The organism is Jatrophihabitans sp. (assembly GCA_036389035.1).
Lineage (GTDB): Bacteria > Actinomycetota > Actinomycetes > Mycobacteriales > Jatrophihabitantaceae > Jatrophihabitans_A.
Genome location: DASVQQ010000016.1, coordinates 36068 through 57825, shown reverse-complemented (window position 1 = coordinate 57825; position 21758 = coordinate 36068). Strand labels below are relative to the sequence as shown.

Sequence of the window (21758 nt, the reverse complement as noted above, 5' to 3'; positions counted from 1 at the left end):
TGCTCGTGCACCTCGACGGGCGAGGAGGTTTTAGCCAAGCGAGCACGCGGATGGTCGCTGCCCCAGCCGGAGTTCGGCCAGCCGGGGAGCCGCAAGCGGGTGCAGCGCGGCCCCATGGGGACGACGGCTCGTCGCGCAGTTCGGTGCGCGGCTCGGGTCCGGACTCCCTGGACCGAATGTCGGCTAAATACGACACTCGGTCACCCTGGCGATCGTCAGGCGGTCAACTCGTGCGCTGCCGTAGCATGCGCCCGGAGAGCGTGCTGATCATGAACTGTGGTCGCATAGGCCACATGGAGGTGTCGATGAGCTCGGGGACGGGTCCCATGGCCAGCAGCGGTGCACCGGCCGGTTCCAGTGGTACTACCGCCGCGGCGCCTGCGCCGGCTATGGCAGCCGAGCGCCCTGCATCGCACCTGTACTACGTAAGGGTGTGGCACGGCCCTGTTGGCACCGGGGTGAGCGGCACGCGCTACGTCGAGTTGTTCGGCTACGCGAAGGTATCCGAACCGGACGACAATCCCTACGTCGTGGTCAATGAACTCGTCGCTGCGCGCATCGGCGCGCTCATCGGCCTACCGGTTCCACCGGGAATGCTGATACCGACCCCTGCGCCGGCTATAGGTGCGGGCTGGGTTACGATGAGCTTCCTGAACGCCCCAGGAGCGCTCCCGCCTGTCAACGCCGGCAAGGCCGTGGCGGCGCTGCCTAATGTTGCTGCCGGTGTCGTCGTTTTCGACATCCTTATCGCCAACAGCGATCGTCACGGCGGCAACCTGGCGCTCACCGCCGGGCCAGTTCTCGCCGCTGGGGGGCCCGCGCCAGGCGACCGCCTCGAAGTGTTTGACCACTCCCATGCCCTGGTGCGTTTTGGTCACCCGACGGTCGCTGACTATTTGAGTAGCATAACGGATAAACTGGTCATCGACGGCGCACTGTTACCAGAGAGCAACCGATGCGTACTGCTCGATCACGTGGCCTCTGTGCAAGGGATACTGGCGTGGTGCCAGCGTCTGCGGACCATACTGAGTGATGCTGCGATCGACGAGATCTGCGAGGAGGCAGCAATGGTTACTCCAGCCTTCACTTCGACCGACGCTGCCGCGTTGGCCGACTTCCTGAAGCATCGGCGAGACACCATCGAGGACCTCGCCCGTGCCGCAAAGGATGAGTTCAAGGCCATCCCCAATGCAGACTGGACCACCTCATGAGCGCGCTCGATATGCAAGGCGCCGACTGGGCCGTCGGCAACCTGTCGGCTCCAGCCGTGCGGCGGGTCTTCTTGATTCAGTGCGTCGTCGACCCGCGTCGTCATGAGCCGCGCAACGTGGGCGTCATCATCACCGACGGGCACCATGTCGAGATCAAAACGCTCAATCCAAGCGTGACACGCGGCCGCGAGCACGCTGCTCTCAAACATGTCGACGACACATACCAGCAGTGGCGCGAGTTCTGGCTCTCAACGATTGCCTCGTATGAGGCGGACGAGAGCATCGACCTGCTGCTCAGCCGTCAGCGCCCGTCTTACCCAATCTTTACAGCCGCTGAGTTCATCGGCGAGTCGCACCAGTCGGTCGCCGAGCTCGCCGAGACCTACTTCGAGCAGCTCGTCCTGCCGCCCGAAGCCGATGAAGCGCTGCAAGACCGGCCAGTCGAACGTGCGCTCCGCGCTGCAGGGATCCTCGACTCGACGCATCTTCGCCGGCGCTTCAAGGTCAAGGCAGTTGGCGAACCCGACGTTGAGCTCACGTTCCCGTACGCGTGGCAGAACGGACACGTTGCGGTTGCGCAGACGATCCTCCGCGGCGCTGGCGACGATGTCGTCTCGGGCTCACTCTGGAAATTTGACCATGTTCCAGCTCAGTTTGAGAAGGTAGCGATCGTCGATCACTACATCTCGAACCGCCCGGCATCGCTGGTGAAGCTTCTCCAGAAGACGGCGACGGTCGTTGACCTTGACGACATGCACGCTGGCGAAAAGTTGAAGGCGGCATTCAAGGCCTGAGTCACGCGCGCCGATACGTTGAGTAAGGGCACGTTCAATTGGCCCCGTACGGCGCAGGGCTGCAGCGAGCACCCCTCCCTCGGCGTCCACACGAGTCAAGCTCGGCACCCGATTGTCGGAGCGCGCCTGGCCTTGTCACGACGCCGAAATTCGCTCTCGTGCAATGCGACCAGACGGCTGACCGGGGCCGTGCCGCCGAGCCAGCGCCAAACCTTCAGCGGCCGCGATGCTCGAACTCGATCTCATCCAGGATGCGCAGACGGTGCCACATGCGCGGGTTCCAGCGAGGGGACTCGCCGGTGTCATGTCGCTCGACCAGTCCCTTCGTTTCGAGGCGGCGCATGATGCTCGACACTCGGTCGGCGTCGTGAGTGACGGTGTCTGCGATCTGGGCGACGGTCACCCAGGCGTCGTTGTCGAAAATCGCTGATGACAGGACGGCAACCTCGCCCGAGCCGAGCCATAAGGGCTGCGGCCGCTCTCGCGCGAGGTACTGTCGGCAGTCCTCCGGCGAGGCGATTGCTCGCAGGTAGTCGGCGGGAAGGCGCGTCTCCGGGTCCATGCCGAACGCCTCGGCGAACGGCATTCGTCTGCATCGGCACAGCAGCCGCGCCGGCACCTCCGGGCAATCCACGATGCCGGTGATCAGCTCGCCGCACCGACACCGATGCAAGGCCATCGGCACTCCGGCGCCGTCGTGCTTTGGGAAGGACCGACGGGCACGTTGGACCAGCCAGTGGCGGACGCCGTCGTCGTCGACCGCGTCCATGGTCGACATCCACACCGCGACCTTCGCCGGGCTGACCGGCGGCATCAGCGCAGCGACATCGCGTGCGCAGCCGGAACCGCCGAGCTGCGCGACGGCGTCGAGGACTGCCTGCGCCCCGTAGTGCAGGTAGGTGTGCACACCCCCGTTCCAGCTCCACGCGCGTGTCGTGTACACCCGAGCTGCCCACGTCATGAACTGCGCCTGCGTCCAGTCCTGCGGGATGTCCTCGGGCAACGGTGTGCCGGCTACGACATGCATCACCACCGGATGCAGCCAGCGGAACGCACAGCCGCTGATCATTCGCGCCTGCTGCCGCTGGACTCCGGCGTCCTGCAGCCGCGCGCGAGCCCGGTACCGCTCCCACGGGAAGTTGCCATCTGCGCCGAGAGCGAGGGCGACGCGGCGGGAGTCCGCAGCGAACGGAACGGTGACATCCCACTCCAGGGGGCCGCACCTCAGAACCGATCCGTCGGCCAGCGGCAGGCGCATGAAGCAACGCCCGGTCCACTGCCCGGCGTTGACCGGCAGCAGCTCCAGATCGCAGAAGACCCTCGCCAACGCGGCGGCCTCGGCCTGCGACACCTTCCCGCCGGGCTTGGCCAGCGCGCCGACCGCCGTGCGGAACTGCTCAAGGATCACGCGTGAGCTCGCTCCGGAGCCGTCATGGGTGGCGCGCGTGACCTGCGACAGGTGCGTACGCGCGGCCTCCAGATCGGCGGCGGCGCGGTCAGCTGCCGCTGCCAGCTGGTCGCGCCCGGAGTCGTTCATGCTGGACACACCTAATGCGGTGAACGCAGCCACCGCCTTTGACTGCGCCTGGTCGGTCGCGTGCTGCGCAGCCGCGATTTCCGGTGACGCGACAGCGTCTTCCGCGGGGCGCAGGTCGGCTAACTCATGCCGCCCGGCCACCCCTGCGCGTAGCGCTGCGGACGCGGCTTGCGCGATCGAGGCGTGGATCGTCTCGGCGTCGAACGTGGCGACCGTGCGGCCCAGCTCGTCAGCGTTGCCTAGCGCGCTCACGCCACGTCCTCGTCCGCTGCGGTGGCGGTGATTCGGTACTTGCCGGAGTTCATTCCGCCGATGCGGAACACGATCCCGTCCCTGTTCCAGCGCCGGCCGATCAGCGGAGCGACCTGCGCGCGGGCGGCGCCACCGGTCGGGCCGCGGCGAGGCTTGCCTGAGCGCGTGACCTGCAGGGTGCTGCCGGCGGTGTTGCGCCGACGGAACTGCATTTGCGCCAACTCCGGATCCACGCACGCGTGTTCGATGGACGGGTGCAGCGGTCGCGGCTCGCCACGCATGTCGATGAAGTCCGCCCACCGGGCACGCGCCACTGCTACCGCACGGCCCAGGACTTCCATTGACGCCCAGCCGCCCTCTGGCAGCGGCACGCTCAGCAGCATTTGGAACTCACCCATGTCGCTGTCGTTGCGCCGCACGACCGGCACGCCCGACAGGTCGTCGATCTCCAGCCCTCCGTTGGAGAAGCGGTACAGGTACTGCCCGTGAATCCACGTGTTGAGCCATGCCAGCAGCGCGTCGGTCGTTGCGGTGGACGTCGTCGCATGTGACGCCGGCACCGGGTTGCCGTCCTCATCGACCGCGTGCGGCATCTTCATTCCGATCTTGCCGATCGCCATGAGCGTCGCCCGGGAAGGAGCTCCGCTGCCGAGAATCTCAAGCATTGCCGCGATCATGTCGCGCTGGCGCTCATCAACCTCCAGCAGACCGGTCTTCGCGTCGAGCACGTAGCCCGGCGGGACGAGCTTCCTGCCCGGCACCCACCGGCCCATTCGGAACCGCGCCACCCGCCCGGCCATCAACCGCTGCAAGATCGCGACCCGTTCCATCGCAGCGAAGGACGCCAGCATGTTGTACTGGAACTTGCCCGTCCGACGCCTCCGGGCCGGCCAACGCCAGCCGCTGGCTGCCGTGCCAAATAGCATCGACGTTCCCTACCAGCGCATGAAGCAGCAGCCCCGCCTGCTCCAGGGAGCGGATGACCCGCGACAGGTTCGCCGTGAATACGTTCCTCGGCCGGTACGCCAGCACCAACTCCATCAGCAGCCAGGTGAAGTCGTTGATCCGGTCGTCATTGTGGATCTTCGCCGCCGAGGCCATGCACCACACATGCACAGCCGGGCCGTACCGGAACACGATCACCGCTGTATTTCCGCGCCGCAGCCGACGCACCTGCACCGCCCGCCTCGAGCCAGCGTCGCCCTCCGCGACCTCCAGCTCGAACGAGCCGTCAGCGGTCATCGGCTCCATGCCCGCCTTGCGCACCTGCTCTATGAACGGCAGATGCCGCAGCAGCTGATAGGTCTGGTCCCGCATCCCGTCGAACATCATCTGGTCGTGCTCGTCGGACTCCCGAATGCTCACCATCCACTCGGGGCGGTCCTTGCCCTTGTCGAGGTCCCACACATCCGAGCCGTCGCTGGTCGTGTGCCTGCCGCTAGACGGGCTTAGGTCCGGCGATCGACGCGGATTGCGCTCACCCCTGCCGCGGGCGTCGTCCTGGCCGGTCTGGCGGGGGCCGCCGGGATGCGGTGGTTTCTTGGCCATGTGGGGGCTCCTTCGTCGTAGTGGGGGTCAGGCCTGTGTCGGCCGCGACGAGTAGCACTGCCCAGGAGTGCAGCACCTCGCGAGAGAGCGAACTGCCGGGGCTGGCTTCCACCTCCACACCGTCTCACTGTAGGAGAAAACCTACAGTTGTCAACGGCTCGATGACTGGAGCCTTATCCACAGTTCGCACTACTCATCGAGCCTCCGAAGGAAGTGATTCGAGCGGCACTGCAGAAGGTCCCCGTGGGGTTTCGGAGTGCAAGTAGCTTGGCAAGCCGTTACTCGGAGGACCCAGGCGGCGCGGCAAACCCGCAGGGCGAACGTCTTCTATAGTCGCCTGAGCCGTTCAGCACCTGGACATGAGGAGTGACTGTCGGACGGTGCGCCGTATGGAAGATGGCGACGTCACGGAAGAGCGTTACTTCAGCAACGAGCTCGCTGAGCTGATTGACGAGCTGCTCGCCGGCGGCGATCGCCCATGGCCGAGTGAGGTCGCCCTTCACTTCTCGCGTGTCAGCGGCGTGTCATTGGATGGCGGCAGGAGCTGAACGACACGCAAAGGTCGGTGCCTCACTTCGTATATGGGGCTCATCGCGATGGAGGGGTAGGTGAGGCCTGAAGTCGCGGTCTCCAACAGTGACCGGCCACCGTCAGCGCATGTCTGACGGCACCGAGGAACCATCTCATTCAGCCTTCGTCGTCGCGTTCCTCGTCGTTCCCGCGTCGACGGATCGTTCGCTCAGCGATTCCGTTGGAGAGCTTGCCCGTCATCGATCTGGCTCGGTCGACGGTCTCGTTACCGAGGCGCCTGGCGGTGTCGACGCCCTCTGCTCCTGTCCCGAGTACCTTGTCCCTCGCCTCCGCGGCCGCGTCCACCCATCGTCTGGCCTCCAATGACTGTCGCCCGCGTTCGATCCCGAGCCGTCCGTGGAAGTCGGCGACGGCGGTAGAGACATGGTTGGTCGAATGCACCACATCACGGGACGTGTGCGGGTATAGCAGCACCTTCGTGTTAGCCGCGCCAGCGGCTGCGTCCATGCGGGCCATCAGGCGCTCGGTGCTCCGTGAGATGAGTTGCAGCCGGTTCTGCCGGGCAGCCCGAAGCCCGAGGCGATGCCGGTCAAGCTCGTCCGGAGCTGCGTCCAGCACCCGGTCGAGTTCGAGCACTGCGAGCGCGTCCTGCAGTTGGAAGCAACGAGCCAGGACAGCGAGCCACTCCTGGACCTGGGACTCTGCCTCCTTGGACGTCTTGGCGAGATCGCCGATCTTGGTCTTGCGCTCCAATTTCTCCGCGAGTGCGTCGAGTTGACGTAACGCGTATGCCTGGGTTCGCGTGATCGTCACCGACGTGGCCTGCACCTTTGACCACGTGACCTCTGAGACCCGGCCCACCTGCTCTCTGATGGTCATGGCCTCCTCAATCACGAGGTCCACGCCGATCATGTCTGCCAACACCGCGTCCTTGTGGGCGCGGAGCACGTCGTCGACCTTCTCGTCGATCACCGCGAGATAATTGGTGATCTCGTCCATGGCCTGCTGCATCGCAACCTGCGCCATGATGCCCGCGACACTAGCCAGAAGTGCCGGGTTGGTCAGAAGCGAACCGGGCCCCTTCGCGAACTCGACGAAGGTCTTGACCTGGCCCTTGCCCCCGTTCACCACACCTGTTTCGAGGGCCGTTTTGGAGCTTTTCCTCAGCCCGTGCTTCTTGACAAGCTGGGCGGACTCCTTGGTCAGCTTCACCCAGCGACCTGAGTTGGCCGCGATCTCCGAACCTGCCTGTGCGGCTGCAGACCCGGTAGTGAGGGCGGTTCGGAGCCGCGGCAATCCGAGGTCCTTCGACGGCAGTCCCTCAGCGACGAGGAAGCGCTCGACAGCCGTCGGTTCTCCGATGACCGCCAGGCCATCGCCGTCGCTGATGAGCTGGATCTCGCTGTCCATCGCTGGCTCCTGAAGTCGGGAGGAAGGTGACTCTCACCGTGTCGGTGGTGGACCGGCCGGGGACGTCGCCGGAACAGTGCCATTGAAGTCTCGTTGGGACTCAGGTGGGTAGCAGCGCGCGGTCCGGTCCTCCGGAGCGGCGCCATTCGTCGGCGGGGGTCTGCTCGTCGTATTCGACGACGATGTTGTTGATCAGGTTCATCTCGGCCAACGCCTGCCGCACCTCTGCGGGGGTGACGTAGAAGAACTCCCGTTGGCGGTTGACGAGGTTGACTGCCTGGTCAGCGAAACGCTGGTGGAGCGCGGTCTCCAGGGCGACGGCGTCTTCGCTGAAGATGAGCGCGTGCGTGTCGAACCGGAAAGGCACTGACGCGTCGCCGAGCTCGCGGACGCGGTCCTCGGGTGCGACGCGGCGAGTCATGCCGATCTTGACCATCTGTTGGCCGAACGCGCCGATGTTGGAGATCACGTACACGTAGCCCAGGCGCATGTTCGACCGCCGGTAGGCGACCTGATCCAGGGCTGCGTTTACCGAGGAAAGTTGGGACCGGACCTGCGCTATGTGCTGCGGGTCGGCGCCGGAGGACTCCAGCCGGACGAGCGCATCGGCGTACTTGTCGCGGTCACGCTCGAGTTTGGCCTGCTCACGTGCGTACTCGGCGTCGGCGCGGGCCTGCTCGCGCTGCTGCTCACGCAACTCGCGCTGGTGCTCCTTCTCCTCCTCGACCTTGTTCAGATAATCCGAGGTGAGCTCGAGCTCGGCGCGCTTGAGTTGGTGGTAGTAGTCGGTGACCGCGATGGACATGGTCTGCCCTAGTCGCGCGATGGTCGAGCGGGTGGTGTCGAGCCGGGCGAGGGCCGAGTCGAGCTTGTACGGCCGCATTGTGCGTACTGCGTGGTCGGCGTCGGCGTTGTAGGCGCGCAGCATCAGCTTGGACACCTCGTTGACCATCTTGCGGCCCTGCGCGGCGGAACCGTTGACGGTCCAGCTCGTGGAGCCGGTGACGGCGTTGCCAACTTTGGCGGCGATCTTGATGCGGTCTCGTAGTTGGTCGAGCTGTGCTTTGTAGGCGATGGAGTCGTCCAGGCGGTGGCGGTAGTTGTAGATGCCGACCTCGGTGAGCTCCATGTCTCCTTCGGCGACGGCGATCGCCGCGCGGACCTGCTGGAGGCGCTGCTCGAGCCCGGCGAGGTCTGCGCGGCGCCGCTCGGCCTCGGCGGACAGGTCGGCGATCTCGCCGACCAGCCGACGGCGCTCAGCGTCGAGTGCGGCGTTGTCCATCGCACCGGTCGCAGTCAGCAGCCGGCTCAGCTCGGCGTTCTGCGCTTCGAGCTGCGCGCGCTTGCGTGAGGTGAACAAACCCCGCCGGCCCTGCTGACCCTGCTCCGGCGTCCACTGCGGTCCGGGCTGACCGGGATACGGCTGAGCCGGGTAGGCGGGCGGCGCCGCTGGATAGGGCTGGTGGGCGGGCTGCTGCGGTGGGGGCGACGGCGGGTGGCTTTGTGGCTGAGGTGCTGGCGGAGGGTAGCCCGGCGCCTGCCACTGGGGTTGGGGCTGCGGCATGGCCGGCTGCTGCTGTGGCGCTGGTGTCGGGGCAGGGCTCGGCGCTGGCGCCGCCGAGGGAGCCGAGTCCGGTGCCGCAGCGGTGCCGGGATCGTCGACGTCAACGCCGAATTCGGTGACGAGCGCGGCGAGACCTCCGGCGTAGCCCTGCGCGAGCAGCCGTAGCCGCCACGCGCCGGCGCGCCGGTACACCTCCAGCAGAATCATCGCTGCCAGATGCGCGTCGGCCTGGAACGAGGCCGCGGCCAGCGGCGTCCCGAATGTATCGGCGACGGTGACCGTGAGCAGCCCGGGCACCGGTGCCTCCAGCAGCCCGCCGGCGGCGCCGAGGACGACACGGTCGACGTCGGCGTCCAGACGGGCCGGTGAAATGGTCAGCCACTGCGGCGCTTGAGATCGACCGGTCCAGGTGACGCCGCCGTCGGCGCTGGCCGGGTTGTTGTAGAAGACGAGGTCGTCATCGGTCCGGACCTTGCCGTTGTCCCCGACGAGCATCGCGACCAGATCCGGTGTCGTCCCTGCGGCGGTCAACCCGACAGTCAGACCAGCTGCAGCGGTCGGGCCAAGGTCAGACAACGGCAGTGCTTCACCAGGGCGCAACGCGCGAGCAGCGGTCATGGTGGCCGACGGTCCTTCCATTGAGGCGGCTTTGCGACGATCTTGCCCTTTGCCAGGGTAGGGCTTCACCTGGGTGGAGGGGGCGTAGCGCCCCTGACGCGAGAAAGCATCGTCCACCAGGTGCGTCCGTGACGGCGTCACGGGTCCCAGTCTTGGAATCCACGTACAGCTTTGAAGCTGTCACATCCAGCACCGAGCCGGGCATGGTGCGTGCGCCAGCCCTAAGCAGCGTTTCGTCGTGAGAGCTACGAGTCTGGCGCGAGTTGGGCAACGTGACGTGAGCCTTTCTTGTAGTATATGTACTACAAAATTGAGTGAGATGGGTGAGGTGTGGTGGCCGAGGGTGGTGATCGGCGAGTACTTCTGGGACTTATCCGAGAAGCAGTTACCGACGATTTCTGGCTGGGGGAGCCTGCGCATGCGCTGTTGGCATTCCAGAGCGAGGAAGTGGTGGCCGCTTTGGTGACTTTCCTGCTTCTGCTGGCCGGGGCACTCGATGAGGAAGCCGATAATGTGCTGGTAGCTCCGTCACTGGCCCCGGGCGCGGTGGCGCGTGCGTCGCCGGAGGGTTTCCTGGCCATGTGTGACTTGCCCCTGTTCCAGGCTCTTGCCGCGGCGATGGAGGAGCACCGACGGTATAGAGGTCCTAGTTCGGGGAAGGAGAGTCCGGGCAGGGAGCGCGGCTGAGCCTTAGGCCCGCGGCCAGAGTCGGGTGTTGAGGAAAGCCTCGGCGCGAACGATGGTGTGCAGGTCGGGCAGGGTGGCGCCATTGCTGACGATGTCGTAGTAGGTGCTGCGGGCGATGCCGAGGCCGTCGCTGACCTGGGTGACGTTGAGGCCGGCCTCGGCGACGACGTCTCGGAGGCGGCCCGCGATCTGGGCGGCGACCAGCACCGTCTGCGGGGTGTCGTCCTGGAACGGGCCGTCGGGCCACACGCCGTCGGGGGCTAGGTAGCCGTTGGGTGGTCCCAGGACTCCGCGGCGGCGTGGCATGGGCGAAGTCTGCCACGCCGCGCCGACAGGGACTGATCACCGACGGACACCCATCTCGTTCAGCTGAGAAGGGTCACGCATTGTCCTCGGGGAAGAAGCTGACCTGCAGCACCCGCTCGATGCGGACGACCGCGTCCAGATCTGCCCAGGCGAGGCCGCGCAGCATCCGCGACGCCCACGGGGCGGTCATCCCTGTCTCGCGGGCCAGGCGGGCGATGCTCCAGCCTCGCCGCTCCAACTCTGCGCGCACCGCTGCGGTGTACTGAGCTGCCGCTTCGGTCAAGACCGGCGCGTCAGGTCCGAACGGGCCGTCGGGCCAGGTGCCGCCTTCGGCGAGGTAGGTGGCTGGCGGGCTGTATTGACGGGCCACGACCCCTCCCTTCCCGGTCGGGGCGCATGATGACAACCTTAGTGTAGGTCTAAACCTACGTTTTGCCAACCGGGCTTGGTGTCGAGTGAAGCCCCGCGCGCCTCGCACTACCAAGGGCGCTTGGCACTTTGTGATGGGATTGTGGCGGCGGCGAGCTTCTCGACGATGGTGGAAGCCATCGCTCGGACGACTCGCCGTATCGGCCGTCGGGCTGACCCGCTGGAACGGGCGGTGAAGTACGGCGAGCTCATCGCCGTCCTGCAGGAGCAGGTGAGCCTGGTCGCGGCCGAACGGGACGCAGCCATCACCGAGGTGCTGGCGACCGTGCCGGGCATGTCGCACCGCCAGCTTGCTGCCCGGCTGGGCATCTCCGCTCAACGAGTCGATCAGCTAGCGAAAATCGCCCGCGCCGGAGGCCGCCCCCGGAGCTAGAGCCGTCGGTGTCACCTCCTCGCATTTCAGACGGGCAGCAGCAGTGCGCGGTCGAGCCAGCAGGAACTGCGACATTCGTCTGCCGGGTTAGTTCGTCGTACTTGACGACGATGTGGCCGCTGAGGTTGAGGTCTGACCAGCGCCTGCCGAACTTCGAGCCGGCGCTTCGATGATCCCCAGCGCTGAAGTGCTGCTCTACCGTACGGAAATGATGGGCACTGCGGCTACCGTGCCCGGTATGGACTTGGTTGTGGCCGCAACCCCCGGTACCTGGCGGGTACCTACCTACCCGCAGTTGGCCGACGCGAAAGCTTGCGCGACCGCCGCGCTGAGCGACGTGGGCGACTGGCCCGTCTCTGATCGGCTTGCGGCCTACTACGAGTTGCGCGGCAACTACGCCGGAGCGAGCTTCACCCAGCTCCAAGACGCCCACCGGTCCTCGGCAGACTCACGTCGCATCACCGTGGCCGACCTACACGCAGTGTCGCTGCTGTCCGTACGCGTCCCGCCGGCTGTCACTCGAGCACTCATCGACAACATCGACGGTCACACAACGAAGGTCAACGGCGCACTCGCCGCGCTCGACAACCTCGGCGTACGGCACTTGCGCGACGCCGGGCCCGACGCGCTCCAGGCGATGGATGGCGTCGCCACGGCGTTGATGGCCGCATGCCGACGCCGCGGCACCAAGAGCACAAGCAACCCATGGGCATGGGTACTTGTGTCCAAGATCGCCGCCCGCAAGGCACCGGATCTGTTCCCTGTCCGCGACAGCATCGTGTGCACCGCACTCGGGCTCATCGGCCGCGGCAAACCTCAAGGAACCTGGCGCATCGACTGGCAGGTGTACCGGGCACTGCTACTCGACAACGACGTCCGGTCCGCCATCATCGCCGCGCAAGACGGACTCGCCGACCGGACCCGGGCGGATTACGGACGAGAGCAGGACGAGCTTCGCGTGCTCGACGCCGCCCTGTGGACCTACGAAATCTGGCGCATGGACGCCTAGAAGAAAGCAACGAAGACCGCTGTCTCCGGGTGACCGTCGACCCGGCGCGCCTATCGTGCGGCAAGCTCTGGCAGAGATATAAGGGAAGGTCAACGTTGCTGCGCCCGGTCGTCCTCACCCGGCACAGTGCCCAGAGGTGGAGAAGGCCAAGCGGGTACGGAAGGAGCTTGGCATGGACGCCGACCCCGATGTCGTGGTCATTGACGCGCGGGCGAACAAGCCGTCCGCGTCGAAGCTGTAGCGGCGATGCGGTTCGCGGCGACGGTGATGATTGAGCAGCAGGGTCCACCGGCCAAAGAGGCCGAGAGGCAGCAACGGGGGCAGTAGTGGTGATCGACGGTCGGCCCGAGCTCGTGCACGTCCGCACACGACGCGCGGTGCGGGAGCTGATGAGCGACACCGTGCTGCGTGACATCGACGGTATGTGGCAAGACGAAGGATTTGCCCCCGGAGCAGAGGACCCCGATGTCGGCGGTCAGCGAGTGTCGCGGTTCCAGTCCTATCTCGACCAGGTCGACTGGACCGACCATTTGCACGTGGCTAGGGCGCTGCGGGTGTTCGAGACCGCGCTGACCGACTTCGACGAGCAGCACCTGGCCGGTGTGCGCCGTGCTCTCGAGAGGGACGGCTACACCCTCGCCGAGGGGCGCATTACGGGCGGGCCGATCGCGATGACCGTCAGGGAGGGGTCGCTATCGGCTGTGGAGGATCCGGGGGCTATCCGCGAGCACCTGGACCGCATCTCTCGAGCGCTGGCCGACGACGACCCGGCGCAGGCCATCGGCTCCGCGAAGGAGCTCATCGAGTCCACCGCCAAGCTCGTGCTCCGCACCCGCGGGCAGCAGGTCAGCGACCGCGACGACTTCCCCGAGCTCGTGCGTGCCGCGCAGACCGCGCTGGAGGTCCACCCAAAACAAGCGACCCCCGGTCCGGACGGCTCTGACGCGGTCAAGCGCATCCTCGGCGGGACGACAGCGGCTGCGCTCGGCGTGAACGAGCTACGCCGTCGGGGCTTCGGCACCGGGCACGGCGACGCCGGCCGGCGGCCCGGGCTGGGGCCAAGGCACGCGCACCTGGCGGTGTCCTCGGCAAAGTTGTGGTGTGAGTTCATGCTCGACACGCTCGCCGACCCGGCCGCGCCTTGGCGCAAGCACACCGAGGGGGAGGCTGCGTCATGACAACCGACAGCTGGTCTAGTGAGGAGGCGCCCTACCCCGTCGCACATGCCGACAAGGTGTGGATGCCCGGCGACATCGCCGAGGGCGACTACTTCCGACGTCGCGGCTACCTCAAGGCAGCGCGCATGCTCATCCACGCCTGCGACAACCGGTCCGGCGAGCATCTGCTGCTGCCGGCGCTGGGTGCTACCGGCAGTACTTCGAGCTGCAGCTCAAAGAGCTCGCCCGTATCGGGCGCGCCATCCGCGCCGACGCCGGCCAGGACGGGCGCGGGCACCGGCTTGACCTCGCCGACATCACCGCAACGCTAACGCACATCAACACAGTCGAAGGGCGAAGCGAGCAGCAGGCAAAGGCTCACGCAAATAGGGACCTGGCCAAGTTGAAGGCGGCCGTCAACGAGCTCAACCACCTCGACCCGGCCGCGGTCACGTTCCGTTACAGCTACCACGTCACCGAGGACGGCACCAGGACTCCGACCGTCGCGCAGGGCTTCTGGCTCGACCTTCCCGTCACGGTCGCGCTGCTGGAGGCCGGGGCGGTGATCGCCGAAGGCGCCGACACCTATCTGGACGTGTGGCGCTCGCATTACGCCGATTACCTCGCGGACATGGCCGACCTCGAAGCCGAGTACGCGTCCAAGTATGCCGACATGGTGACCGACAACGACACCGGTCCGTGGGACTGAGGGGTGGCGGTCGCATGAAAGAGCTTCCGGCTGGGTACCGTCACAGCTAGTACCGCGTGTCTTGTCGCTAGGAGTCCACGCGCTTACACAAGAAATTGACCCACATGTTCGTGGGGTGTCGCGAGCATTCAAGGACGCGACTTTCAATGCGTTTCCGCGATGTTCGCACGATTCCAAAGCCCGAATCAGCGAGCATGGATGTGAATGCTTCCTCGTTCGGGTAATGTTGAAATGTACGTCCGACGGTCGATCGACCGGCAACCTCTGCAGCGCTTTCAACTCTGAGTCCAAGTGGAGATACAATCGCATTCACAAGGATGCGACCATTGGGCTTTAAGACCCGCCGGAATTCCGATAAAACGGAGGGCATGTCGGACGCAGTAATGTGTACTGTCGATGCGCACGCCCAGATCGCATCTATGCGTGTGTCGCCGATGCCAAGGTGGCGCATATCCATCACCAACGTAGACCCCGCCGCAGCCTGGTCATTCTCAACAACGATCCGCGCCATTTCCGAGGAGAAGTCAACCGAAATGACTTCATACTGTAGTGCTCGCAGCTGGCGCGAGTACTGCCCTGGCCCGCATCCAACATCTAGTACGGTCGAACCCACTTTTAGTGATGTCCTAAACATTTTAAGGAGGTCAACATCTAGTGTTTCCTCCGTCCATATTGAGGCGTATCGTCGAGCAATCTGGTTGTATGCGTCACGCGTCTGGAGATAAGCGTTATCGGAGTCGATCATCCTGCGCCCGCCAGTGCTCTCGAAATGCATTGAGCAAATACTTGATCCGTAAACCGAAGGCTCGCTGAACCCTCCGTGTATGGAATCCGGAACACTTCAAAGGTTGACTTAGTCGACCAAAGAAAGTCGCTTAGAGCATTCAGTCGAATGAGTACACTAGAGTCCGGACGGAAGAACTCGCGGCTAGCGAGGTGCACGGTGCGAGGGTCCTGATGCTGCACCGGGTCAGGTGATGACTGAAGCGCTATAAAGGTCTCCAACTCGCACGAAATGAAATCTCCGGAGCGGACGAACCGCCTTGTTTCAGCGGGGCCGATCAACGTTACGATGTTGTGCGGAGCTACGTCTATTGCTACCTTCACGGCCATTGATTTTGCGTGACCTAGGACCGCTATGATTTGACGACGCTGCAACTCTGGAATAGCGAGGTATCCCGAAACGTGCACCACATCTGCACCTTCAAGGTGCGGTTGAAGCCGTGCAAGGGAAAGGTCATTCTGACCACTCGCGCCACGGTCGGCAATCACAATCCGACGGTCTCGATCTTGGTATATCAACACCGCTTGGCCCGTCGGATAATGCGCATCAAATTCCAAGTCGCAAACCAAGCCGGAGCTGACCAAGTTATTCATCAATATCTGCCCGATAGGGTCCGGCGATCCGTCACGCCCACCAATCCGCCCGACAATTACCGTAGGATCAAATCCGACAGTGAGTGCGGCCTGCGCGAAGAACACTCCATTCCCGCCTGGTAACATCTGAATCGAACCAAAGTTGACCCCCACCAAGGCATTCGGCGAGAAGAGATCGACGCCGCAACCCGTGATCACGGTATCCAGCATGACGTCGCCTATGGAAACCGCCTTAGGCATGGCATCCTCGCCATCGACGCTGTATGAATCTACGAGCGTCGGCGATAGGAGTACGGTTCTCTCGGCGCATAGTTGAGCGGGCGCGGACATTGCAAGCAACCCGTGGCACCGCTGATAAGGTCGAAATCAAGCCACTATTCCGGCGGTGTTTGCCTTGGAGCGGGTGACTGGGCGCGGCTTTCAATCCCTATGTCCCTTTGAGCATCAACGCGTAGAGCGTTGACACCGCGGCCCGTGCCGTCCTTGATCGCTACAGAACCACTCCGTGAACGAAGATCTTGCGCGTCAACTGCGGGTCGCTGTTCAGGATCGCGACGCGCAGTGAAGCGGGCACCGGGCAGGCGAGCGGATACCCGTCCAGGACCACGTCGCAACACCAAGATGACCGTCAAGATCATGGCGATTCCTACGGCGGTCACAACAGAAATCAGTACCCACCCGTCCATCTCCACGTAAACCACCCTTCCGTGCAATAGCGGGTCACAACGACCCAGGCTCTACGCCTTCAAAACCCCAGATGGTCAAAGCCTGGGGTCACCAAATCAGGACCGGACTCGGTAAGTGAGCATAGTCGAAGACGAAGCAAATCAGCGTCGGGATCACGTATCGACTCGAGCAGAGCCACAGCCTCGCCCAAGAGTTGGACTGCGATCTCCCACTGCTGCCGATTTAGATTTGCCTCACTTTGCCCAGCGAGACTCCAAGCGGTTCCCCAGATATCTCCGATCCTCCGGCGAAATGCGGCCGCATCACCGAGCAGGTCGGCAGCTTGGTTGTAATTGCCCGCGTCAAGTTCGACCTTGCCGACAAAGTGACGGGTGCGGCCCTCACCCCACGGGTCCGCGACGGTGGACCGAACGTCGAGAGACCGGCGGAAGTATGTCCGCGCCGCCTCAAAATCGCCGCGGGCAAGCTCGGCCTCTCCGAGGTTGCTCAATGACCAGCCCTGCTTATGCGCACTGCCAATGCGCAGGCCAAGCCTGTAAGCTTCATCGAACCGGGCTATGGCGCCGGCGAAATCACCTTGATCGAGCAAGGCGGCACCAATACCATCGAGTGCCGTTGCTGCGCCGAACTCATCGTTGAGCCGCAGTCGTATCTCGTACGCCTGGGAATGGTAGGCGACGGCACGCGACGCATCGTGCGTTTGTCGCATAAGCGTGCCTAAACCGTTCAGGACGTGAGCCTGTCCCGCCACATCGGCATCAGCCTGGGCCGAGTCGAGAGCCACTAGGTGGGTCGACTCCCATTCGGTCCAGTGCTTCCGAATGTTATAGAAGCCCCGCATCGACACCGCCATACGCCATGCGAGGTTATGGAATCCGTACTGAGCGGCATCGTGAACTGCGCTCGCGAAGCTCGTACGTTCCCTCTCACACCAGGCCATCGCGGTCTCGTATACCCGGAATTGCTTCACGTCGGCGAGATCGGCTTGCAGCCCCCTAGGCAGTACGCGTTCCGGCATTAGGATATTGCTGGCCGCCGTTGAGCTGCCCAAATACCACGCAGCCATTCGGCGGATAGCGGAAGATCGTGTCTCTTCCGTCTCGTCCGCCATGGCACGACTGCGTGCGAACGTGCGAAGCAGGTCATGAAGGTAGAAGCGATCCTCCTCAGCCTCATTTACCAGACTTGCGCGGACCAACGAGTCGATGTTGTCGTCGACCGTGGACGCGCCTGTGAGGGCTCTCGCTACATCGATGCTGATCGTGGCAGCGTTGGGCAGTCCCAACAACCTGAAAGTTGTCGCCTGACGGGCAGTCAAGCCGTGATACGACCAGGCGAAGATCTCATCAAGATGCGGCGTGTCGGCAGCTCCGCTGCGCAATGCTCCGAGCAGGGCACCACCATGTGAATTTCGAATCTCGTCGACGAGTCTTGAGACTGCCAGATGCGGGCGCCCAGCCATTCGCCCACCTACCAAATTTAGGGCGAGAGGCAGGAACCCGCAGCTTCGCGACAGCTCCTCGAGAGCCTCGGGTGCTTGGAAGAAGCGCCCAGACCCCGACAGCTCGTCGAGCAAAGTCATGGACTCTTGGACGCTTAGAGGTGGCAATGTGATTGACCTGAGCGGGGCTCCGACATCAACCGATGTGATGCGATTCCTACTCGTGATGATTGTAGTTAGCCCCTCGCCGGCCGCAAGAAGCGGCTCGACTTGAGATGCATCGCGCGCATTATCAAGAAAGATAAGCATGCGCCTATGGTGGACTAAAGTTCGAAACAGCGATGCAAGATCGTCAAGCCCCTGTGGGATCTCGCTAGTAGGAAAACCGAGCGCGCGTATGAATCTGACTAGCGCGGTCGCCGGCGGGACGGGATCACGGAAGTCAAATCCGTGAAGATCGATATATAGGTCTCCGTCCACAAAAGATTCACGACGCATATGCGCCCAGTGCAGCACCGTGGCGGTCTTTCCTATGCCGCCCATTCCGTCGATCGCCGATATGATAGTTGGGTTCTGTCCGGGGCTGCAAAGACGATCAAGTTCTTCCAAAATGTCGGTGCGCCCTACAAATGGCGATGGGGCAGGCTTTAGCTGTCGAGGACGTAACATCCAATCAGACGACGCAAATACGTTGATAACGCCAGGGCTGATAACAGACTGCATAATCGTTGCCGAGTCGCCCGACGCTGAGGCGACAAGAGCAACGATGTCACCTTCGGCTTCAACTTGATCGAGCGATAGATGGGCATCAGGTGGAGACGCCTGATACGGGTTAGGATCCGACTCTGCCCGGCCACTTGGACCACCAGCACCACGTAATCCTTGCCAGAATTTACCTTTGCGCGGCATCGCGGGTATAAGTCTCTTGTTCCAGAGTCTTCGGTCCTATCACTTAGCCCTCACAAATCAGAGATTCGGTGGTTTAATGCCAGCGACTCAGGAATGACTTGGATAGCATCCAGTATCGCCTTGCGTGCGTTGGGAATCAGGTCGTACTGTGCAACCTTTTCGGCCGGGGTCCACTCCCAAGAGCTAATGAAGTCTGTTTCATCCTGATTCGATGAGGTCGGTGTCCCGGCGAGGGGAACGCAAAGACGGAGCACCGCAACCACAGTCGGCGAGTCGACAGCCGCGCCAAGCCGCCAGGACCACATCGATAATGGGATGCCTACCCAGACATGGAGGCCCACCTCTTCCAGGACCTCTCGCTTTAGATGATCATCAAGTGATTCGGCAGACTTTAGCCGTCCACCTGGGACTTCCCATCGATACGGATTGTGGACGTCGCCCGGACCCTTCTGTATCAGCAGAACGCAGCCGTCGCGGACAATTAGCGCTTTCTGTGCGAACTGGACCGTGAATGTCACGAGATCTCCTCGAGTCTGGGTGTGGGCTCAATTGCTGGGTCCAGTTTGAAAGGATCACTTAGATGCGCCTGAAATGCTGAGCTGTCTCGAAACAAGGCGATGGTCTCCATAATTTGAGTGCCCAGACTGGCAACCTCCGAGAGAAGCACCATGTCCTTCCAGTTCCAAAGGATTCCTGAAGTCGAATCGCGCCGCGCAACTAATCGACGCAGCACTTGACTGGGCGGATTCGGATGAAACGAAACCGCCGCCCGAACGTTGGGAACTTCAACAAATAGATATCCTGAATGTTCATTCTCAACTGCGCATAACGCGTTCACGCCTGGGTGCGGCTTAAATTTGAAGGCGGTTGTGATTCTCTGCCACGCGAACTCATCAGACTCGACCACGTGCAGGTGCGCGTGGTCGATCCCGCACGGATCCTGATCCCCGGAGCGGTGATGGCACTGGCCGTGTTCGAACATGAGGACCGGCCCCCCGAACGCCGCCGAGATTGCTCGGCTTGCCGCGTAGGCGCTATCAGCTAGCTGCCTTCGCTCCAGCGACGTAAGCTGCATGACGGAGAGCTCATGACGGTTGGGGACGACCAAGCAATGCCCACGTCCGATGGGAGCAACATCGGCGACGACGGCAATCAACGAGCGCTGAGCAAGTATCTGTTGACTGCGCTCAACGTTCGGCAGCACCTCTTCAAAGGGCGTCCCGGGGCGGCCGGCCAAGATTTCACATATCAGACACGGCGCACTAGATGCCCTTTGCATGCGTGACCCCCTAGCCGTTGTGCGGCGCTGCCGCAGCATCAATCCTAGGGTTCTTATCGTTCTTAGGAACGAGAGATCCCTACCGCTCGTCTGTCGATTAGGCGGAGACCCCGGCAATGAGCCGCGAGGGTGCCCGAATACCGGGAGACACCGGCAGGCCCTCTGCTAGTCGGCTCGTGCCGAGCAGGGCGTTGGATTTAGGCCAGCTGACCGGCTGGCCGTGAGGTGAGTGCCCGCAGCTGATCGGCGTCGCGGGGGAGCTGCTGGACGTAGGTGCGTTGGGTGGTGGCGGGGTCGGCGTGCCCGAGCGATGCCTGCACCGTATGCGGCTCCAGGCCGTAGCCGCCACGGGCGGTCGGGGCGAGGCTGTAGGTGGCGTAGGAGTGCCGGGCCCAGTGGAAGGTCCAGGTGTCCTTCCAGCTGCAGGCTCGGGCTGCGTCGGTGGCCAGGTGGGAGAGCTTGTCGGCCCAGTTCGTGATGCCTGGTAGCGGTGGGAGGAGCCAGCCTGCGTGTGGCCCCCGCCGGGTCCGGGCGTCGGCGATGAGGGAGCGGGCGTTCTCGTCACCGTCCGCCCACAGGTCTGCGGTGCGGGCCTTGTGATTTTTGGGCAGGCGGGTGGCTGGCCAGGGCCGGTTGCGGTCGAGTTGTGCTCCGATGGCGACGGTGAGCTGGTCGGGGTCGATGTCGTCGGCTCGCAGCGCGGCCAGTTCCATGATGCGGGCACCGCAGTGGAAGGCCAGCAGTACCAGCCGGCGGCCGTAGCCGGGATAGACCCTTTCGAAGGCCTCGGCGTACTCGTATATCTCGTCGGGGTCCGGGCACAGGTCGATGGTGATGCCGGTGGCGTTGTCGCCGTCGCGGCTGATGGCAGCCTGCTTGGCGGCGCGCACGACGTCCCGGCGCATCCTGGTCGGCCCGAACGGCTCGGACTGGAAGTAGCCGTGGTGCATGCCGAATGTCATCAGCGCCCCGAGGGTGCGACCGATGGCGGACAGGGTGCCGACGCTGGCGCCGTTCTCGACCGCGGCGGCGAACACCCTCGCCCAGTGCAACTCGGCTAGGTCGCTGCAACGGGCGAGCGCGACCTGCTTCGGCATCCAGCAGTTCCAGTTGGACCGGTACTGGACCCAGGTGCCGCGCGGGGCGCCCGCGTTCTGCAGGTGCGCGATGAACGCTTTCATCGCCATGAACGCCGGTTCGGTGTAGTGGGTCTCCAGCGGGCCGCCGCCGCGGCCGAGGCTGATGATGGCCTCGGCGAAGGACTCAGCCTCGACGGTAGAGCTGGCCCGGTAGTACCGGCGCGGCCCGACGCCGGCCAGGCCGCTGGGGTAGAACGCGACCCGGTTGTCCTTGTCGACGCGGGCGGGCACGGCGCCACGCGGAGTGTGCTCAGACATGCCACACCGGACCCGTGCTGCTCGCGCTCTGCGCGGCGGCCTTGGCCGCTGGTCTACCTGCCGGTGGCTTGCGCCGCCGGGTGGCGCCGGCCGGCTCTGGGACGGCCTCGGCAGGGGCGTCGTCCTCGTCGTTCGCTGAAGCCCTCGGCGTGGAGTCGCAGGCCAGCCAGCGGGCGATGCTCGCCGGCGCCCAGCGGGGCACGGTGCCGAGCAGCCGCGGCGCTGGAAAGCTCGGGTCCTCGTCGCGGATGGTCTTGAGGTGCCGCACGCTGATCTGCAGGGCGGCGGCGACGTCCTCCAGGGTCCAGGAGAACCGGGCGGGGGAGCCGACCGGCAAATGCGTGCACGGCAGCAGGTGGTCGGGGACAGTGAGGTGAGTTGTCTCGGTCATCGCCAGACCTGTCCGGCGTAGCTCGATTCGCGCAATCAGCCCCGGCACCGGGCGGCAGGCATCGGCAGGAGGGGGCATTGAGCGGAATGGGTTCTGCGCCAGCTGTGCGCCAGCCGCGCCGCCGACAGCCGCGAAACCGGGG

At 64.3% G+C, this 21758-nt stretch carries 21 protein-coding genes; 8 read left to right on the top strand and 13 right to left on the bottom strand.

Features of this window, described 5'->3' with window-relative positions:
• Positions 1–260 precede the first annotated feature (260 nt).
• Together VF557_11630 and VF557_11625 are read left to right on the top strand one after the other, a co-directional pair.
• Positions 261–1211, top strand: a complete 951-nt coding sequence (locus tag VF557_11630) for a hypothetical protein (protein ID HEX8080854.1) — start codon at positions 261–263, stop codon at positions 1209–1211.
• Complete coding sequence (locus tag VF557_11625; GenBank protein HEX8080853.1) at positions 1208–2005, top strand: hypothetical protein; 798 nt, start codon at positions 1208–1210, stop codon at positions 2003–2005. The genes VF557_11630 and VF557_11625 overlap by 4 nt, the downstream gene beginning before the upstream one ends.
• A gap of 214 nt (positions 2006–2219) precedes the next feature.
• On the opposite strand, the gene VF557_11620 is transcribed toward VF557_11625, so the two are convergent.
• From VF557_11620 to VF557_11610, 3 genes are read right to left on the bottom strand one after another with little or no spacing between them, the layout of a single operon-like run.
• Positions 2220–3794, bottom strand: a complete 1575-nt coding sequence (locus VF557_11620) for a hypothetical protein (GenBank protein ID HEX8080852.1) — start codon at positions 3792–3794, stop codon at positions 2220–2222.
• A complete protein-coding gene (locus VF557_11615) occupies positions 3791–4522 on the bottom strand; it encodes a hypothetical protein (protein HEX8080851.1) in 732 nt (243 codons plus the stop codon). The genes VF557_11620 and VF557_11615 overlap by 4 nt, the downstream gene beginning before the upstream one ends.
• Positions 4488–5342 (bottom strand): hypothetical protein, encoded by an 855-nt coding sequence (locus VF557_11610; protein ID HEX8080850.1) that lies wholly within the window; start codon positions 5340–5342, stop codon positions 4488–4490. The genes VF557_11615 and VF557_11610 overlap by 35 nt, the downstream gene beginning before the upstream one ends.
• 389 nt (positions 5343–5731) lie before the next feature.
• Between VF557_11610 and VF557_11605 the strand changes: the two genes are divergently transcribed.
• Entirely contained in the window at positions 5732–5890 is a 159-nt protein-coding gene (locus VF557_11605) for a hypothetical protein (protein ID HEX8080849.1), read from the top strand.
• 139 nt (positions 5891–6029) lie between these two features.
• Here the strand turns inward: VF557_11605 and VF557_11600 are convergent, their stop codons facing one another.
• The 4 genes from VF557_11600 to VF557_11585 all read right to left on the bottom strand — a co-directional run bounded on the left by VF557_11600 (position 6030) and on the right by VF557_11585 (position 10828).
• Positions 6030–7283 (bottom strand): hypothetical protein, encoded by a 1254-nt coding sequence (locus VF557_11600; GenBank protein ID HEX8080848.1) that lies wholly within the window; start codon positions 7281–7283, stop codon positions 6030–6032.
• A 100-nt stretch (positions 7284–7383) separates the two neighbouring features.
• On the bottom strand, positions 7384–9582 hold the full coding sequence (locus tag VF557_11595) for a DUF4041 domain-containing protein (GenBank protein ID HEX8080847.1): 2199 nt from the start codon (positions 9580–9582) through the stop codon (positions 7384–7386).
• 573 nt (positions 9583–10155) lie between these two features.
• The gene (locus tag VF557_11590; protein HEX8080846.1) at positions 10156–10458 is read right to left on the bottom strand and encodes a helix-turn-helix transcriptional regulator; all 303 of its coding nucleotides are present in this window, start codon (positions 10456–10458) and stop codon (positions 10156–10158) included.
• 73 nt (positions 10459–10531) lie between these two features.
• Positions 10532–10828, bottom strand: a complete 297-nt coding sequence (locus VF557_11585) for a helix-turn-helix transcriptional regulator (GenBank protein HEX8080845.1) — start codon at positions 10826–10828, stop codon at positions 10532–10534.
• Between the two features lie 141 nt (positions 10829–10969).
• On the opposite strand from VF557_11585, the gene VF557_11580 reads away from it, so the two are divergent.
• The 5 genes from VF557_11580 (at position 10970) to VF557_11560 (ending at position 14135) form a co-directional block, all read left to right on the top strand.
• A complete protein-coding gene (locus VF557_11580) occupies positions 10970–11260 on the top strand; it encodes a hypothetical protein (protein ID HEX8080844.1) in 291 nt (96 codons plus the stop codon).
• A 169-nt stretch (positions 11261–11429) separates the two neighbouring features.
• On the top strand, positions 11430–12269 hold the full coding sequence (locus VF557_11575) for a DUF6308 family protein (GenBank protein HEX8080843.1): 840 nt from the start codon (positions 11430–11432) through the stop codon (positions 12267–12269).
• Positions 12270–12595: 326 nt separating this feature from the next.
• Positions 12596–13447: an abortive infection family protein gene (locus VF557_11570; GenBank protein HEX8080842.1), complete on the top strand. Its 852-nt coding sequence runs from the start codon at positions 12596–12598 to the stop codon at positions 13445–13447.
• Complete coding sequence (locus VF557_11565; GenBank protein ID HEX8080841.1) at positions 13444–13758, top strand: hypothetical protein; 315 nt, start codon at positions 13444–13446, stop codon at positions 13756–13758. The genes VF557_11570 and VF557_11565 overlap by 4 nt, the downstream gene beginning before the upstream one ends.
• A gap of 71 nt (positions 13759–13829) precedes the next feature.
• Complete coding sequence (locus VF557_11560; GenBank protein ID HEX8080840.1) at positions 13830–14135, top strand: hypothetical protein; 306 nt, start codon at positions 13830–13832, stop codon at positions 14133–14135.
• A gap of 741 nt (positions 14136–14876) precedes the next feature.
• On the opposite strand, the gene VF557_11555 is transcribed toward VF557_11560, so the two are convergent.
• From VF557_11555 to VF557_11530, 6 genes are all read right to left on the bottom strand, one after another.
• On the bottom strand, positions 14877–15752 hold the full coding sequence (locus VF557_11555) for a PfkB family carbohydrate kinase (protein ID HEX8080839.1): 876 nt from the start codon (positions 15750–15752) through the stop codon (positions 14877–14879).
• 505 nt (positions 15753–16257) lie between these two features.
• Positions 16258–18549: a tetratricopeptide repeat protein gene (locus VF557_11550; protein HEX8080838.1), complete on the bottom strand. Its 2292-nt coding sequence runs from the start codon at positions 18547–18549 to the stop codon at positions 16258–16260.
• A 50-nt stretch (positions 18550–18599) separates the two neighbouring features.
• On the bottom strand, positions 18600–19067 hold the full coding sequence (locus tag VF557_11545) for an NUDIX hydrolase (GenBank protein HEX8080837.1): 468 nt from the start codon (positions 19065–19067) through the stop codon (positions 18600–18602).
• Positions 19064–19786 carry an HIT domain-containing protein gene (locus VF557_11540; GenBank protein HEX8080836.1) on the bottom strand — a complete coding sequence of 241 codons (723 nt, stop codon included), beginning with the start codon at positions 19784–19786 and terminating at the stop codon, positions 19064–19066. Before VF557_11540 ends, VF557_11545 begins: the two co-directional genes overlap by 4 nt.
• 239 nt (positions 19787–20025) lie before the next feature.
• Positions 20026–21225 (bottom strand): site-specific integrase, encoded by a 1200-nt coding sequence (locus VF557_11535; GenBank protein HEX8080835.1) that lies wholly within the window; start codon positions 21223–21225, stop codon positions 20026–20028.
• Positions 21218–21616, bottom strand: a complete 399-nt coding sequence (locus VF557_11530) for a hypothetical protein (protein ID HEX8080834.1) — start codon at positions 21614–21616, stop codon at positions 21218–21220. Before VF557_11530 ends, VF557_11535 begins: the two co-directional genes overlap by 8 nt.
• Positions 21617–21758: the final 142 nt, after the last annotated feature.